The following is a 16,240-nucleotide window of genomic DNA, read 5'->3' as shown; positions in this document are numbered from 1 at the left end:
CACCACCGCGCTGGGCGATGGTGGCCGGCGGACGAGGCCCGCCGTCGACGGGATCAGCGGTAACCGGCGCTCACCACGCTGGCCTGCACCGCGTTCTCGGTCGCGTCGGACGGGTAACCGGCGACCATGGCCCCCTCGTAGAACGTGCCGGCGCTCAGGTTCGCGCCGCCGTCGGGCTTGCAGCAGTCACCGCCACTGCCCAGGATGATCGCGCCCTGCTTCTTCATCGGGTTGTAGCCCGAGGGCAGCGAGCCGTCCCACAGCGTGTAGAGGCTTCCGGACTGGGCGTCGCTGCCCTTCATGGCGAAGCGCGTCGTGCCGTTGTTCTTGAGCGTCGCGGTGACGAACTTGCTGGTGAACGCCCGCTGGTTCGGGTTCCACGAGCTGCTGCCACCGGGGAACAGACCCCACTCCAGGTCGGCCTGCACCCAGGGGCCACTGCCCGAGCAGCCGCCGAACCAGCACTGCTTGCCGAAGTTGATGGCGTCCATCGCGCCGGCCGCGTCGGCCTTGCGCGTCGTCTCGCTGTTGCCGTAGTCGAAGCAGCAGCCGCTGTTGACGTGGGTCCCGCTGGTCACCATGTACATGCCCTCGGGCGCCGCGCCGGTCGGCACGCCGGTCAGGTGCCCGTCGCGCCAGTAGCTGTTGCCAGGGTTGATGTAGAGCGAGTACGCCTTGGCGCCGCCCACCGTCAGGGACTCCGTGGTAGCGGTCGCCGGCCTGCTCTGCGGCGAGCCCGGAACCACGCTGGACCCCTGGTACCAGAGGTCGTTCCCGCGACCGGACTGGTCGAAGACGACGGTGATCACGCATGTCGTGCCGGAGCAGAACGAGTCCTGCGTCGCCGCGTTGGCGGTGCCGCCCGTGCCGTTCAGCCCGATGTTGCGGGTCGTGTTGTCCGACGAGCGCCGAACCTGGTAGAGGTTGCCGGCGTACGTCGCGTAGAGGGCTCGCGTCGTGCTGTGCGCCGCCACGCACGGGGTGCCGCCCGAGGCGTAGATGTCGCACGGGCGCGCGCCGCTCGGCGGCGGGGTGGTCGGCGGAGTGGTCGTCGGCGGGGTCGTGGTCGGCGGGGTCGTCGGCGAGGCCCACTGCTGGTTGGCGCCGCCGTTACAGGCCCAGAGGATCAGCTTGGTGCCGTTGGCGGTGGCGGCGCCGTTGGCGTCGAGGCACAGCCCGGACTGGACGCCGGTGATGGTGCCGTTGCTGTTGACGTTCCACTGCTGGTTGTTCTGGCCGTTGCAGTCCCAGATGATCGCCGCGGTGCCGTTGGTGGTGCCTCGGCCGGAGGCGTCCAGGCACTTGTTGCCGTACACCGTGAGCTGCTTGCTCGACGTCCAGGTCCAGGTCTGGCCGGCCGCGCCGTTGCAGTCCCACAGTTGGGTCTGGGTGCCGTTGGTGGTGCTGGAGTTGGGGACCTCGACGCATCGACCGGACGGGGCGCCGACGATTGTGGTGCTCTGCCCCGGCGCGATGGCGGCGGCCGCCATCGGCGCGGCGGCGGCCTCGGCGGCGGACGATCCGGCGCCGGCTGCCGCACCGACGGTGACGAGGACGAGGACGCCGGCCAGGGCACTGGCCAGGACCGCCAGGCGTGGGAAGCGATGCCTCGGGATGGGATCGCGGGCCGGGCCGGGCCCGGTGGGGGACGGGGTTCGCACGGGGTGCTCCTCGGAGTCGTGGCAGCGCGTGGATGTGCCGACGCCGCGAGTGGTGGTGGCGGGGGCGGCCGAAGCGAGTCGCGGCAATCGTAGGATCATTTTTCGATGAGTGTCAATGAAAGCCCGGTCGGCGGAAGTCCGGCGGTGGCCGCCCGTGCCGGCGGCCACCGCCTGACCTCTTCCGCGCCGCCTACCGCCCCCAGATCCGCCAGGTTTGGTTCAGCGGGCTGCCCTGAGTGACCGCGTTGCAGGGCCACTGGAGGACCGTCGCGCGGGCCGCCGTGGAGACCCCGTTGACGTCGACGCACTTGCCGCTGTGCCGGGCGACGAGCTGGTAGTCGTGCGAGTCGTTACCGGAGTAGGTCACCTTCCGGAGGGTGAACTGCTGGTAGGGCACGTTCTGGCAGGTCCGCTGGTCGACGGCGGCGCTGTTGGCGGTGGAGCCGCCGCTGACGTCGAGGCACTTGCCGCTCTGCTGGTTGACAACCGTGTACGTGTTCGCCACGCCGGCGACCGGCTGGAAGTTCCAGAGCTGCTGGGCGCCGCCCTCGCAGTAGAACTGCTGTTGGACGTTGCCGTCGGCGGTGCTCAGGCCGGTGTTGTCCAGGCACTGCTGAGAGTGCTGGGCCACTGCCACCGACTGGAAGCCTCCTTCGGAGGGCGGCAGCAGGGTCACCGTGTACGTGTCGTTCTGGTTGCCGTACCCCAGGTTCACCGTGGCGTTGTTGTTGGACAGGGTGACGACGCTGTTGGAGACCGTGATCGGACCCTGCACCGCACCGCCGTTGTTGTACGGGATGCGCTGCGTGAGCACCCGCACCTGGTTGTTCTGCACGACACCACTCGTCGTGTCGAGACGTTGCAGGTTGACGCTCAGGTTTCCGGTGGTGCGGCCACCACCGACCAGGACCTTCGCCACCCCGGTCGTCTTCGTGGCGTACGCGTCGTACGACTGGCTGCCGGTCACCGCGACGTTCTGGCCGGTCTGCGAGGCGTAGTAGCGGTAGGCCCACCACTCACCCTTGGGCTGGTGCTGGCCGGCCGAGTTGCGGATCAGCAGGTTGCCGAGGTCGTTGTGCAGGTTGCCGGCGCTTGCCCAGTTGGCCCGCAGACCGTCCGCGCCGGCCCGCTCCAGACGCGCGATGTACCAGGCGCCGTCGGCCGGGTTCTGCTCGTTGGACGCCCCGTACTCGTTGATCTGGTACGGGCGCGGATGCGGGATGCCACGCGGGTCGAGGGTGGCGTTGGCGGCGGCGACGTTGGCGACCGGGTCACCGGGCAGCGAGTGCCAGCTGATGATGTCCGGGACCGTGTTGGTCGAGCGCACGAAGTCCAGGTACTGGTTCCAGAACGCGTGGTTTGTCGACGGCACGCAGGCGCAGCTCGGCCCGACGATGAGCTGGTTGGGGAATTCCGTCCGGAGGCGCTGGTAGGTGCGCCGCCAGAGCTCCAGGTACTGGGAGATCGGCCGGTTCCAGAAGATGGTGATGTTGGGTTCGTTCCAGATGTCCCACTGCACCGACAGGCCGGACGCCCGGACGTCGTTGATGACTCGGCTCAGGAAGTTGTCGTAGTCGGTCCAGTTGCCGTTGTCGCCGGGGAAGCGGGAGATGCCGGCACCGTCGGCGCCCCACAGGTCGTGCGGCAGCAGGATGAACTGGCCGCCGAGGGCGGCGGTCCGACGCGCCTGGGCGAGTGTGGCGTTCCAGCGACGATCGTAGTTTCCGCCGACCCAGCCACTGCCGGGCAGTTGCGCGCCGCCAGCGCGCATGTAGCGGAAGTTCACGTCGCGGTAGAAGTGGTCGGGCGGGCCACTGGCGTTCTCGGTCATGCCGTAGATCCAGCCGGCCGCGCGGTAGGTGGGCGTGCCGGTGGTCGTGGAGAAGTTGACGCTTATCGACTCGTCCGCGGCCTGGGCCGGGGACGCGGCGACGGTGACGGCGGTGGTTGCGGCGAGCAGGCCGACGACGAGTCGGGCGACGAGCGCGTGGGCTCGCCCCGACCTGCTGCGGGACGGGGTTTTCACGGGCGGCTCCTTGGTGGGGCGCGGGGGACGCTCTCCGGAGGGCTGCGCTTGCGAATCGATTCGCACGGATCGTAGGTCGGGGACTCACTCGTGTCAATGAAGTGACGATCGGGTGAAGGCGGTGTTTCCCAGCAGCACCAACCGGCCAGCTCACCCAACCCTTGACCAGCGAGCAGGGGCGGTCCTATCTTCGTGCGAACCGTTTCGTCGAATCGGTTCGCCTCATGGTCGGACGTGGTCCGGCCCGCGACGGTCAACCCACGACACCCCACCTGACGATCGACTTTAAGTGAGGCAGCACATGACAGGACTCAACCGACGGCGACGCCTGGCCGCCGTTGCCGTGCTGGCGCTCGCCGCGGTGACCGCCGGCGCCTGCTCGTCGTCGTCCGGCGACTCCGACACCGGCGGCGGGGCCTACCTCGTCTGGGACCCGTATCCGCAGTTCGCCGACGACTCCGACTGGGTCGCCCTGCTCAAGAAGTGCGGCACCTCGGCGGGCGTGACTGTCGAGCGGACCGGTTACGACACCACCGATCTCACCAACAAGGCGCTGCTCGCCGCCCAGCAGGGCAACTCGCCGGACGTGCTGATCGTCGACAACCCGGTCATCTCGACACTGGCCGAGGCCGGGGCGCTCACCACCACCGACGAGAACAAGCTGGACGTGTCGAGCATGGCGCCGAACCTGCTCGGCGCCGGCCAGAGCGGGGGCAAGACGTACGGGGTGCCGATCGGGGCGAACACCCTCGCGCTCTACTACAACAAGGACCTGCTGACCACCGCCGGCGTCGACCCGGCCTCGGTCACCGACTGGGCGTCCCTGACCGCGGCGCTGACGAAGGTCAAGGCGAAGGGCAAGAAGGGCATCACCTTCTCCGCGATCGGCACCGAGGAGGGCAGCTTCCAGTTCCTGCCCTGGTTCTGGGGATCGGGCGCGCAGCTGACCAGCCTGGACTCGCCGCAGGCGGTGTCCGCCCTGACCCTCTGGACGAACTGGCTCAGGCAGGGCCTCGCCCCGAACTCGGTCATCAACAACACCCAGACCACGAGTTGGCAGGAGTTCGCCAGCGGCAACTTCGCGTTCGCCGAGAACGGCACCTGGCAGCTGGCCAACGCGGAGAAGCTCGGCTTCTCGTACGGCACCATCGCGATCCCGGCCAGCGCCGGTGGGCCGGCCCCGGCGCCGACCGGTGGCGAGTTCGTCTCGATCCCGGTGCAGAAGAAGACCGGTCGGTACGCGACGTCGCAGAAACTCGTCACCTGCCTGACCAACGCCGACAATCTCCTCACCACCGACACGACGCTCTCCTACGTCGCGCCCGTCACCGCCGTACAGGACCGGCAGGCGACCGAGAACCCCAAGCTCAAGGTCTGGGTGGAGGCCGTCCGCGCGGCGAAGGGCCGCACCGGTGACAACCTCGGCACGAAGTACCCGAAGATCTCCGAACCCCTGTGGACCGCCGTGCAGGCGGCCCTGAGCGGCGGGAAGTCGCCGCAGGAGGCGTTGACCGGCGCGCAGGCCTCGGCCACGAGCAAGTAAGCGGGCCGACCCGACACGATGACCCCCACGACACGTACCACCACCACAAAGCGAGGCCACGGCGGGGCGGCGAAGGCCGCCCCGCCCGGGCCCCCCGCGCCTCGAACCCGCCGGCCCGGACGATGGCTGGCATGGGGCTTCCTGGCGCCGACAGTCGTCTACCTGCTGGCCTTCTACGCCTACCCGCTCTACCGCAACATCGAGCTGAGCCTGCGCGAGTACACGGTCCGCTCGTTCGTGCAGGGCGGCGCACCCTTCGCCGGCCTGGACAACTACCGCACCGTCCTGACCGACCCGGCGTTCTGGCCGACGTTGACGCACACACTGGTCTTCACCGGCGCGTCACTCGTCTTCCAGTTCACCATCGGCATGGCCCTGGCTCTCTTCTTCCGTCAGAACTTCCCGCTGTCGGGCACCCTGCGGGCGCTGATCCTCGTACCCTGGCTGCTGCCTTTGATCGTCTCGGCCTCGACCTGGTCGTGGCTGCTCAACAGCGACTCGGGGTTGGTCAACGCCGCGCTGGGCGTCGTCGGGATCGACCCGGTCAACTGGCTCACCTCGCCGACCTGGTCGCTCACCTCGGTGATCATCGCGAACGTCTGGATCGGCATCCCGTTCAACCTGGTGGTGCTCTACAGCGGTCTCCAGGCCATCCCGGTCGAGGTGTACGAGGCGTCCGCGCTCGACGGCGCGAGCGGCTGGCAACGGTTCTGGTCGATCACCTTCCCGCTGTTGCGCCCGGTCTCCGCGATCACGCTGCTGCTGGGGCTGATCTACACGCTGAAGGTCTTCGACATCATCTGGATCATGACCCGGGGCGGCCCGACCGGTTCGTCCGCAACGCTCGCCACCTGGTCGTACCGCCTCGGCTTCGGCAACATGCTGCCGGAGTTCGGGCCGGGCGCGGCCGTCGGCAACCTGCTCATCGTGATGGCCCTGATCGCCGGGCTCGTCTACATCCGGTCCCAGCGGAGGCAGTACCAACGATGACAACGTCACCGCGTCGCGTCTGGTGGAAGACCGGAATCGGTCTGGTGCTGACCGGGCTGATGCTCTTCCCCGTGTACTGGATGATCAATGTGTCGTTCACCCGGGACCAGGACATGCGGGCCAGTCCGCCGCACCTGTTCCCGACCAACGGCACGCTGGACGGCTACCGGGCCGTCCTCGACCAGCAACTGCCGTACCTCGGCACCAGCTTCGTGGTCGGGCTCGGCACCGTCGCGCTGACCCTGGCGCTCGCCGCCCCCGCCGGATACGCGTTGGCGAAGCTACGGCCGCCAGGCGGCCCGGCGCTGAGCTTCCTGCTGCTGATCGCCCAGATGATCCCGGGAATCATCATGGCGATGGGCTTCTACGCCATCTATCTCACCCTCGGCGTGCTCAACACGCTGCCGGGCCTGATCCTGGCCGACACGACACTCGCGGTGCCGTTCGCCGTACTGATCTTCACGGCCTTCATGTCCGGCATCCCCGACGAACTGCTACAGGCCGCCGTGGTCGACGGCGCGGGACGGCTGCGGACCTTCTGGTCGGTCGTGCTGCCGGTCAGCCGCAACTCGATCGTGACGGTGTCGCTGTTCGCGTTCCTGTGGTCCTGGTCGGACTTCATCTTCGCCTCGACCCTCGCCGGCGGTGGCGACCACCAGCCGATCACCCTCGGCATCTACCACTACATCGGCAACAACAACCAGCAGTGGAACGCCATCATGGCCACCGCTGTCGTCGCCTCCATCCCGGCCGCCGTGCTGCTGGTCCTGGCTCAGCGGTACGTCTCGATGGGCGTGACCGCCGGCGCCGTCAAGGACTGACCACCCCGCACCACAGAAAGGCAACCGCCACCCATGACCGTCGCCCCGTCCGGTCCGGAGTTCGGAATCCAGGACATCCCGTTCAGCTACCGAGGATCCTGGCTCAACATCTCCCCGGTGGTCGCCGAGAAGACGTACGCCGACGACCTGCACCTGGTGTCGCACCAGACCGGGCTGCACCCGGTGCTGCGCCTCTCCCCCACGGCCGCCGGCACCACAGTCGTCGCCACGCCCGCGCTGCTCACCTGGCATGCCGGTACCGGTCGGATCGACGCCGTCTACGACGGACCGGACACCCTGCGGCTGCGGGGCCGGCAGCTCGGCCTGCGCATCGCGGCGGCCGCGGACACCCTCACCCCGTTCAGTGGCACCTACCTCTACCTCGACCCGGTCGACGGGTCACACGTGTTCACCTCGTACGAGACCGGGCGCCGCTACCGGGTGACGGTGCTCTCCGGCGGGCTGCGCCGCACCGACGGCGTCGAGGCGCTCGGCGCCGCCGACCGCTTCCTGGACCTCCCCGGCGACCAACCCTGGGAGATCGCCATCGAGGAGTACGCCACAGCCCGCCGGCCGTACGCCGTCGCCGTCCCCTTCGACCAGGTGTGCCGCGACCGCAGCGCCGAGTTCGCCGCGTTCGTCGACGCGGTCGCGCCCTGGCGCAGCGCGGACACCCCGGCCGCCGAACTGGCCGCCTACGTGTTGTGGTCCGCCACCGTCGCCCCGGCGGGCTTCGTCACCCGGCCCGCCGTCCTGATGTCCAAGCACTGGATGGACAAGGTGTGGAGCTGGGACCACTGCTTCAACGCGATCGCGCTCGCGGCCGGCGAACCGGAGCTGGCCTGGCACCAGTTCCAACTGCCCTTCGACCACCAGGACGGCGCGGGCGCCCTGCCCGACTCGGTCACCCACTCGGAGGTCCTGCACAACTACGTCAAGCCCCCCATCCACGGCTGGGCCCTGCGCCACCTGCGCCAGCGGCTTCCCCAGCCACCGGACCCCGCGGAGCTCGCCCGGACGTACGACAGGCTGGCTCGCTGGACCGGGTTCTGGCTCGACGCGCGCCGCGCGCCCGGCCAGGACCTGCCGCACTACCAGCACGGCAACGACAGTGGATGGGACAACGCCACCACGTTCGACGACAACCGCGTCCTGCAGACCGCCGACCTGGCCGCGTTCCTGGTGTCCCAGCTACGCTGCCTGGCCGACCTCGCCACCGAGCTGGGCGAACCCGCCGACAGGTGGTCCCGGGAGGCCGACCGGATCCACACGGCGATGCTCGGCCAGCTGTGGGACGGCAAGCGCTTCACCGCCCGCAGCCCGCACACCGGGCAGCAGCGGACAAGCCGCAGTCTGCTCGACCTCATGCCCGTCGCCCTCGGCGCCGACCTACCCGCTCCGATCGCCGACGCGCTGGCCCGGGACGTCGAGACCCACCTCACCACGCACGGGCTGGCCACCGAGCCGACGGACTCGGCCCACTACCTCGCCGACGGCTACTGGCGGGGGCCGATCTGGGCGCCCTCCACCGTGCTGGTCGAGGACGGTCTGCGGCGGGCCGGGCACACCGGGATCGCCGACGACATCAGCCAGCGCTTCCTCGCGCTGTGCGAGAAGTCCGGTTTCGCGGAGAACTTCGACGCCGAGACCGGCGCCGGGTTGCGGGACCGCGCGTACACCTGGACGGCCAGCAGCTACCTCATCCTCGCGGCAGCTCAGGAGGAGCGCCGAGCCGCGCGGCGATAGGCGGCCGGCGCGGGCCTCACCGACCCCCGGGGCCCGCGCCGGTCAAAGGGTCAGCGCGTCCGGACCGGACCGGTGCTGGACCGCAGCGAGATGGGCGGGCTGTACAGGCGGTGCCGCGGCACGCTCTCGGGGGCGGCGATGATCTCCAGCAGCAGCGCCACCGCCTCGGCGCCCATGTCGCGCATGGGGACGTCCGCGGCGGTCAGCGGCGGGCGGAAGTCCTCCGCCCAGTGCTGGGCGGCGACCCCGGTGACGGAGAAGTCGGCAGGTACGGACAGCCCGGCGCCGGTCAGCGCGCGCTGCATCCCGGGCAGCGCCGCCTCGTTGATGGTGGCCACCGCCGTGACCTCCGGATGTGTCCCGAGCAACTGCTCCACGCACGCCTCGCCGGAGGCCGTGTCGTCGCCGCAGCAGACGTCCACGCCGGTCAGACCCCGTTCCGCCACCGCCGTCTGAAAACCGGTGAGCGCGCGGTGGCTCGGCCCGTAACCCGCCGCCACCAGCTCGGCGGAGCGGTTGACAAGCGCCACGTGCCGATGCCCCAGGTCGGCCAGGTGGTGCACGCAGCGCGCGATCAGACCGGCGTAGTCGATGTCGACCCAGCTCATGCCGTGCGCTTCGGCCGTCCGGCCGATCGTGACGAACGGCAGCCCCGTTCTGGCCAGCCGCGTGACCCGGTCGTCCTCCAACCGGATCTCCATGAGGACGACACCGTCCACCCGGCGCCCGCTGACGATCCGCTCGAACGACCGGTCGTGGTCGCCACCGGACGGGGACAGCAGCACATCCAGATCGTGGCGGGCGGCGGCCTCGACGACGCTGGCGACGAAGCCCAACTGCATGTCGGTCAACCGCTGGCTCGCCGGTGGGATCACCAGCCCGAGGGTGCGGGTACGCCCCTCCTTCAGGGCGCGGGCGCTGGCGTTCGGCCGGTAGTCCAGCTCGTCGATGACCGCCTGGATCCGCTGTCGGGTCGCCTCCGAGACGGTCCGCTTGCCGCTCAGCACGTACGACACGGTGCTGCGGGACACCCCGGCCCGCCGGGCGATCTCCCCGATGTTCATACGCCGCCCTCGAATCGTTCCCTGCCCCGACGGGGACGCGCCCAGCTCCGGTTGAGCATAAGCGCTCGGCGGCGGCACCCGGACGCCCCGCCCGACCGGGTCGGCTCGCCCGGTCGGCCGGCCTCCGACCCGGTCAGGAATCAAGAAGCACCTGTCGTCACCCAGGCCTAGCCTTTTCCCAGGTAGCCGGCACCACGCCGGGCCGAGGAAAGATCGAGAGGGAGCACACCATGACCGAGTCCGACGGCTTCAGCGCCGAGGAGCGCGCGGCGATGAAAGAGCGTGCGGCCGAGCTGCGCGCCGAGGGCAAGAAGGGCGCCAAGAGGGCAGACGGGTTGCAGGCGGTCCTCGACCGGATCGCGCAGATGGCCCCCGACGATCGCGCGCTCGCCGAGCGTGTGCACGTGGCGGTGACCACCGCCGCACCCGGGCTGTCGCCGAAGACCTGGTACGGGATGCCCGCCTACGCGAACGCGGCCGACAAGATCGTCGTCTTCTTCCAGGACTCCGGCAAGTTCAACTACCGGTACTCGACGCTGGGCTTCCAGGACACGGCCACCCTCGACGACGGCGACCTCTGGCCGGTGGCGTACGCGCTGCGGACGTGGAGTCCCGAGGTGGAGAAGCGGGTCGTCGAGCTGGTGCGGGCCGCGATCTCCTGAGCATCGCCCCGACCCGGTCGTTCGCGGGCGGCGGCCCGATCCGCTGGCGAGCACTCTGGTGCCGCTTGCGCCCACCGGCGATGATCGACACGTGTCGCTCTGGGAGGTCGTCTCGCACATCTGCGTACCGCTGATGGTCGTCGGCGGCGCCGCGTTCATCGTGGTCGGCGCGTGCACCAGCCCGCCGGATTCCTTCTCCTGGCCACGCGGCTGGCAGTGGGCGTGGGTGGGGCTGTGGCTCATGGCCGCCGGCGACGCGGCGTTCGGCGTCGACCGACAGTGGTTCGAGCGCGCGTGGAAGGGCGCCGCCGCGCTGCTCGTCGCGGTGGCGTGCGGGGTCGCCGTGTGGCGTCACCATCGGTGGCGGAGGCGGGCCGGGCCGACGGGCGCTGAGGAGGGTGGTAGCTGACGCACCCGGACACCGGCCGTCCAGCCCGCCACCGGGCCGGCGGCGGGCTGGAGCAGAGGCGGGAGACGCGCCGGGTCAGGTCGTCGTGCAGGTGATGTCGGTGGGCGGGTTGTTGACGCCGGTCGTGGAGGCGATGAAGCCGAACGTCGTGGAGCCACCGGCCGGCAGCGACCCGTTGTAGTCGACGTTCGTCACCCGCACGTTCGCGCCGCTCTGTGTGTGCGCGCCGCTCCAGATCTGGCTGATCACCTGCCCGTTGGGGAAGGTCCAGGAGACGGTCCAACCACGGGTCGGGGCCGCGCCGGCGGTCACGGTGACCTCGCCCTGGAAGCCGCCCGACCACGAACTCGTCACCGTGTACGTCGCCCGCGCGCCGGACGGTGAGGGCGTGCTCGTCACCGTCGGCGTCGGCGTCGGGCTCAGGGTGGGGGTGACCGTGGGCGTGGGCGTCGGCGTGCTGCTCAGCGTCGGCGACGGGGTCACACCGGGGCGCGCGGCGCGGTAGGTGTGCCCGGCGCGGACGGCGAACTGGACGACATCGGTCTCCGGTCGGGTGGTGGACGGTGTGCTGTCGTCGGTGGCGTCGACGAGGGTGAACGAACCGGTGAAGAGCCGGGCGCGCAGACGTAGCGTGCCGTCCCGGTCGGCACGGACGCTGATCTCGTCGGCCTGCCCGCTGGTCCAGCGCACGCCGACGGTGTATCCGCCCCGACCACGCAGGCCCGCGACCTGGCCGGTGGGCCACCCGCTGGGCAGCGCCGGCAGCAGGTGCAGTTCGCCCGTGTGGCTGTGCAGCACCATCTCGGCGATGCCGGAGGTGGCGCCGAAGTTGCCGTCGATCTGGAACGGGGGATGCAGGTCGAACATGTTCGGCGCGAGCCGGTCGGTCCGCACCAGGTCCTTCAGGAGCTTGTGGGCGCGGGTGGCGTCCTCCAGCCGAGCCCAATAGTTGATCTTCCAGGCGAGGGACCAGCCGGTCCCGTCGTCGCCCCGCAGCTCCAGCGTCCGGCGCGCGGCCTCGTACAGCGCCGGAGTGCCGCGCTTGGTGATCTGGTTACTGGGATGCAGGCCGTACAGGTGTGAGACGTGTCGGTGGTTGCGCTCGGTCTCGACCCAGTCGGCGAGCCACTCCTGGACGTTGCCCCGGGAGCCGACACGTGTGGGCGCGAGCCGGTCCCGGGCCGTCCGCACCTGAGAGCGGAACGTGGCGTCGACGCCGAGCACCTCGCCGGCCCGGGCCACCGCGTCGAACAGGTCGCGCAGAATCTGGTTGTCCATCGTGGGACCCGCGCAGACGCTGGCGTTCGAGTGGTGCGGCAGCTCCGGCGAGTTCGACGGGTTCGTGACCAGGTATCCGAGCGTCGGGTGGGCGACAAGGGTGTCGAGGAAGAACTGGGCCGCGCCCTTGAGAGCCGGGTAGTTGGCCTGGAGGAAGCCGACGTCGCCGGTGAACAGGTAGTGCTCCCAGATGAGGGTGGACAGCCAGGCCCCGCCGGTCTGCCACATGCCCCACAGCGCCCCGTCGACGACCGAGGCGCCCCGCCACCCGTCGGTGTTGTGGTGTGTGACCCAGCCACCGGCGCCGTACTGCGCCTGGGCGACGCGCGCGCCGGTCACCGTGAGGTCCCGGACCATGTCGAAGACCGGCAGGAAGCACTCGGGCAGGTTCGTCGTGTCGGCGGGCCAGTAGTTCATCGGCAGGTTGGCGTTGATGGTGTACTTCGAATCCCACGGCGGGGTCATCGAGTCGTTCCAGATGCCCTGCAGGTTCGCCGGTTGCGTGCCCGGTCGCGAGGAGGAGATCAGCAGGTACCTGCCGTACTGGAACAGCAGGGCGGAGAACTGCGGGTCGTTGGTGCTCGCGTGTTGGGCGATCCGCACGTCGGTCGGCTGGTCGGCGGCGGCCGTACGCCCCAGGTCGATGGTCACCCTGTTGAACAGGGCCTGGTAATCGGCGAGATGGCGACTGCGCAGCTGGTCGAAGGCGACGGCGCGGGCGGCGTTGAGTCGGGTGCGCGCGATGCCCTGATAGTCGCCGTTGACGACGCGGTAGTTGACGTAGCTGGAACCGATCGAGATCAGCACTGTCACGCTCGTGGCGCCGGAGACGCGCAGGGTTCCGCCGGAGCTGCTGACCGTGCCGCCCGTCGCGACGGCCTGGGCCAGGGCGAGGAAGCGCACCGACCCGTTGACGCCCTCCATGGCGCCGGAGATGCCGTCGATGCCGATGGTGGCGGCGTCGGGGCTCGACACCGTCGTCCGCTGTGGGCTGTCGAAGGTCGCGTTGAACGTTATCGAGCCGGCCCGGTCGGCGGTCAGCCGGATCACGATCACCTGGTCGGGCGCGCTGGCGAACGACTCACGCTGGTACCGGATGCCGTTCAGCACGTACGTCGTGGTGACGGTGGCGGTGGTGAGGTCGAGTGTCCGGTTGTACTGGGAGGCGCCGCTGGCGGACCCGAAGGCGAGCCGGAGGTTGCCCACCGGCTGGTAGGCGAGCTGGCCGCCCGGGTTGCCCATCATCGTCTGGTTGATCAGGTCCTGCGCCTGGGTCCACTGGTCGGCGAAGACCCGTCGCCGGATCTCGGCGAGGTTGGCCGCGCCACGGGTGTTGGCGGAGTCGTACGGGCCGCCGGCCCAGATGGTGTCCTCGTTGAGCTGCAACCGTTCGGTGTCGACGTTGCCGAACACCATCGCGCCCAGCCTGCCGTTGCCGATCGGCAGCGCGCGTAGCCAGTCGGTGCCGGCGGGTTCGTCGTACCACAGGGCGAGGTCGCCGGCGGCGAGCACCTGCGGCGGCGCCACCGAGCCGGCGCGGGCGACGGCGGACCACGCGACCGGCAGCAGGGCGGCTCCGGCGCCCGCGGCACCGGCCCTCAGCACGTTCCTTCGTGTCACGTCGGGCATGGTTTCTCCATTCAGCGCAGCTCAGAGGCGCAGGCAGAGGAGGGAGGTGCCCGTTGCCGGGCCACCGCCCCAGGAAGTCGAATGTCGTGGACGCGCGCCGTTCGCGGTCTCGAAGGAGACGCCGTCGGTCGTGTGCGGGCACCCCACGCTGTTAGCGTTAACAGTGCTGCCCGGCCGCACCCTGCACTGACGCTTCACAGCCGGAGACCGGTGCGCCGAGCTCCCGGCGGCGCGCCATCTCACCCTCTATAGACCTTCGTAGATGGCAAGGCCAGCCGTCAAGACATGGCGGCGATGTTTCCCGCCAGCACCCCTCGGGGGTCCCCGCCCGGTCGCGAGGCGCACCACTACGACCTGGAGGTGCAGGCCGGCGCCGTCCGCGTCGTCGGCCGCGTCGGGCCGTTCGGGCAGGTCTTCGCGTCCCTCGACGTACCCGCTGGCCCGCTGGTCCTGACGGTCACCACCCCGACCGACGACCTCTACCCGCCGACCGTGACCTCCGCGGCGGACCTCACGGCCGCGGACGAACCCTTCGGCGTACGCCCCGCCACCTCCGACATGGTCGCGTTCGAGGTGGAGACCCCCGAGGGTCGCGTCCTGCTGGCCGAGCTCGACGGGCGCTACCTGTCCACCGAGGTCGCCGGCGGCTTCACCGGCCGGGTCATCGGCCTGTACGTCACCGAGGGCAGCGCCGCCTTCGACTGGTTCGACTACCGTCCGGCGGCACGGCCTACCGACTGAGCGCGGACCGGTATTTTTTTTGGCGGTGATGTCGAGAATCGGCGCGCGGCTCCGTCTCCGAGGTGAACGTGACCGGAACGGGTCACACCAGCGAGGAGGAACACGACGATGGCGAAGTACCTGCTGCTGAAGCACTACCGCGGCGGTCCGGCCGCGGTCAACGACGTACCGATGGACCGGTGGACGCCGGAGGAGATCTCGGCGCACATGCAGTACATGCGCGACTTCGCCGCCCAGTTGGAGAAGACCGGCGAGTACATCGAGGGTCAGGCGCTCGCCCCCGAGGGAGCGTGGGTCCGCTACGACGGCCCCGGGCGCCCACCGGTCACCGACGGCCCGTTCGCCGAGACCAAGGACCTCATCGCCGGCTGGATGGTGATCGACGTCGACAGCTACGAACGCGCCGTCGAGCTGGCGGGGGAACTGTCGGCCGCTCCGGGGGCGGGCGGGAAGCCGATCCACGAGTGGCTCGAGGTGCGCCCCTTCCTGACCGAGCCGCCCACCATCGCGGAGTGACCTCGGCGATGAACGAGGCACTGCTCCGGAGTCTCACGCCGGCTGTGCTCGGGATCCTCGTCCGCCGCGGAGCTGACTTCGCGGCGGCCGAGGACGCCGTGCAGGACGCGCTTGTCGAGGCCGTCCGCGTCTGGCCGGCCGACCCGCCACGGGACCCGAAGGGCTGGCTGATCAGCGTGGCCTGGCGCCGGTTCCTGGACGCCACCAGGGCCGACGCCGCCCGGCGCCGTCGTGAGGACCTCGTCGACGAGGAGCCGGCGCCGGGGCCTGCGCCCGGGGTGGACGACACCCTGCAGCTCTACTTTCTCTGCGCCCACCCGTCGCTGACGCCGTCGTCCGCCGTCGCGCTCACACTCCGCGCCGTCGGAGGGCTGACCACCCGCCAGATCGCCCACGCCTACCTGGTGCCCGAGGCGACCATGGCACAACGCATCAGCCGGGCCAAACGCACAGTCTCGGCGGTACGGTTCGACCAGCCCGGCGACGTCGGCACCGTGCTGCGCGTCCTCTACCTGGTCTTCAACGAGGGCTACACGGGTGACGTCGACCTCGCCGCCGAGGCCATCCGGCTCACCCGGCAGCTCACCGCCGCGATCGACCACCCCGAGGTGGCCGGGCTGCTCGCCCTCATGCTGCTGCACCACGCCCGCCGGGCCAGCCGGACCGCGCCCGACGGCAGCCTGGTGCCGCTCGCCGAGCAGGACCGTGGCCGGTGGGACACCACGGTCATCGCCGAGGGCGTGGACATCCTCCAGGCCGCCCTGGCCCGCGACCGCCTGGGCGAGTTTCAGGCCCAGGCCGCCATCGCCGCGCTCCACGCCGACGCGCCCACCGCCGAGGAGACCGACTGGGTGCAGATCGTCGAGTGGTACGACGAGCTGGCGCGCCTGACCGACAGCCCTGTCGTCCGGCTCAACCGGGCGGTGGCCGTCGGCGAGGCCGATGGCGCCCGGGCCGGCCTGGCGGCGCTCGCGGCGCTGGACGACTCACTGCCCCGCCACACGGCGGTGGCGGCGTACCTGCACGAACGTGACGGCGACCTCGCGAGGGCGGCGCGCCTGTACGGCGAGGCGGCCCACCGGGCCCCCAACCTCGCCGAGCGCGACCACCTGACGCGCCAGGCCGCTCGGCTCAACGCTCGCCGGCAGCGGTGA

The 16,240-nt window shown here is 70.5% G+C and carries 13 protein-coding genes; 9 read left to right on the top strand and 4 right to left on the bottom strand.

The features are described 5' to 3' along the window. Window positions 1-53: 53 nt before the first annotated feature. Both AB0K10_RS12830 and AB0K10_RS12825 read right to left on the bottom strand, forming a co-directional pair. A complete protein-coding gene (locus AB0K10_RS12830; protein WP_363682805.1) occupies window positions 54-1,661 on the bottom strand; it encodes an arabinofuranosidase catalytic domain-containing protein in 1,608 nt (535 codons plus the stop codon). A 190-nt stretch (window positions 1,662-1,851) separates the two neighbouring features. Then, the gene (locus AB0K10_RS12825; RefSeq protein WP_363682804.1) at window positions 1,852-3,687 is read right to left on the bottom strand and encodes an RICIN domain-containing protein; all 1,836 of its coding nucleotides are present in this window, start codon (window positions 3,685-3,687) and stop codon (window positions 1,852-1,854) included. 301 nt (window positions 3,688-3,988) lie between these two features. Here AB0K10_RS12825 and AB0K10_RS12820 point away from each other — a divergent pair, with 301 nt between their 5' ends. From AB0K10_RS12820 to AB0K10_RS12805, 4 genes are read left to right on the top strand one after another with little or no spacing between them, the layout of a single operon-like run. After that, window positions 3,989-5,230, top strand: coding sequence for an extracellular solute-binding protein (locus tag AB0K10_RS12820; RefSeq protein WP_363682802.1), 1,242 nt, complete (start codon window positions 3,989-3,991; stop codon window positions 5,228-5,230). 18 nt (window positions 5,231-5,248) lie between these two features. Then, on the top strand, window positions 5,249-6,220 hold the full coding sequence (locus tag AB0K10_RS12815) for a sugar ABC transporter permease (protein ID WP_363682800.1): 972 nt from the start codon (window positions 5,249-5,251) through the stop codon (window positions 6,218-6,220). Further along, window positions 6,217-7,041 (top strand): carbohydrate ABC transporter permease, encoded by an 825-nt coding sequence (locus AB0K10_RS12810; protein WP_363682798.1) that lies wholly within the window; start codon window positions 6,217-6,219, stop codon window positions 7,039-7,041. Before AB0K10_RS12815 ends, AB0K10_RS12810 begins: the two co-directional genes overlap by 4 nt. Before the next feature lie 33 nt (window positions 7,042-7,074). Next, window positions 7,075-8,787 (top strand): trehalase family glycosidase, encoded by a 1,713-nt coding sequence (locus tag AB0K10_RS12805; RefSeq protein ID WP_363682796.1) that lies wholly within the window; start codon window positions 7,075-7,077, stop codon window positions 8,785-8,787. Between the two features lie 50 nt (window positions 8,788-8,837). On the opposite strand, the gene AB0K10_RS12800 is transcribed toward AB0K10_RS12805, so the two are convergent. Next, a complete protein-coding gene (locus AB0K10_RS12800; protein WP_363682794.1) occupies window positions 8,838-9,851 on the bottom strand; it encodes a LacI family DNA-binding transcriptional regulator in 1,014 nt (337 codons plus the stop codon). A 230-nt stretch (window positions 9,852-10,081) separates the two neighbouring features. On the opposite strand from AB0K10_RS12800, the gene AB0K10_RS12795 reads away from it, so the two are divergent. After that, a complete protein-coding gene (locus AB0K10_RS12795; RefSeq protein ID WP_363682792.1) occupies window positions 10,082-10,513 on the top strand; it encodes a hypothetical protein in 432 nt (143 codons plus the stop codon). A gap of 91 nt (window positions 10,514-10,604) precedes the next feature. Beyond that, window positions 10,605-10,922 (top strand): hypothetical protein, encoded by a 318-nt coding sequence (locus tag AB0K10_RS12790; protein ID WP_363682790.1) that lies wholly within the window; start codon window positions 10,605-10,607, stop codon window positions 10,920-10,922. A gap of 75 nt (window positions 10,923-10,997) precedes the next feature. Here the strand turns inward: AB0K10_RS12790 and AB0K10_RS12785 are convergent, their stop codons facing one another. After that, window positions 10,998-13,829, bottom strand: coding sequence for a glycoside hydrolase N-terminal domain-containing protein (locus AB0K10_RS12785; RefSeq protein WP_363682788.1), 2,832 nt, complete (start codon window positions 13,827-13,829; stop codon window positions 10,998-11,000). Window positions 13,830-14,114: 285 nt separating this feature from the next. Here AB0K10_RS12785 and AB0K10_RS12780 point away from each other — a divergent pair, with 285 nt between their 5' ends. The 3 genes from AB0K10_RS12780 (at window position 14,115) to AB0K10_RS12770 (ending at window position 16,240) form a co-directional block, all read left to right on the top strand. Then, window positions 14,115-14,570, top strand: a complete 456-nt coding sequence (locus AB0K10_RS12780) for a hypothetical protein (RefSeq protein WP_363682786.1) — start codon at window positions 14,115-14,117, stop codon at window positions 14,568-14,570. A 108-nt stretch (window positions 14,571-14,678) separates the two neighbouring features. Then, the gene (locus AB0K10_RS12775) at window positions 14,679-15,086 is read left to right on the top strand and encodes a YciI family protein (protein WP_363682784.1); all 408 of its coding nucleotides are present in this window, start codon (window positions 14,679-14,681) and stop codon (window positions 15,084-15,086) included. An 8-nt stretch (window positions 15,087-15,094) separates the two neighbouring features. Continuing rightward, window positions 15,095-16,240: a DUF6596 domain-containing protein gene (locus AB0K10_RS12770; protein ID WP_363682949.1), complete on the top strand. Its 1,146-nt coding sequence runs from the start codon at window positions 15,095-15,097 to the stop codon at window positions 16,238-16,240.

It is taken from the genome of Micromonospora sp. NPDC049274 (assembly GCF_040678875.1).
GTDB lineage: Bacteria > Actinomycetota > Actinomycetes > Mycobacteriales > Micromonosporaceae > Micromonospora.
The sequence above is the reverse complement of the archived record's forward strand: the minus strand, read 5'-3'. Positions and strand labels throughout refer to the sequence as shown.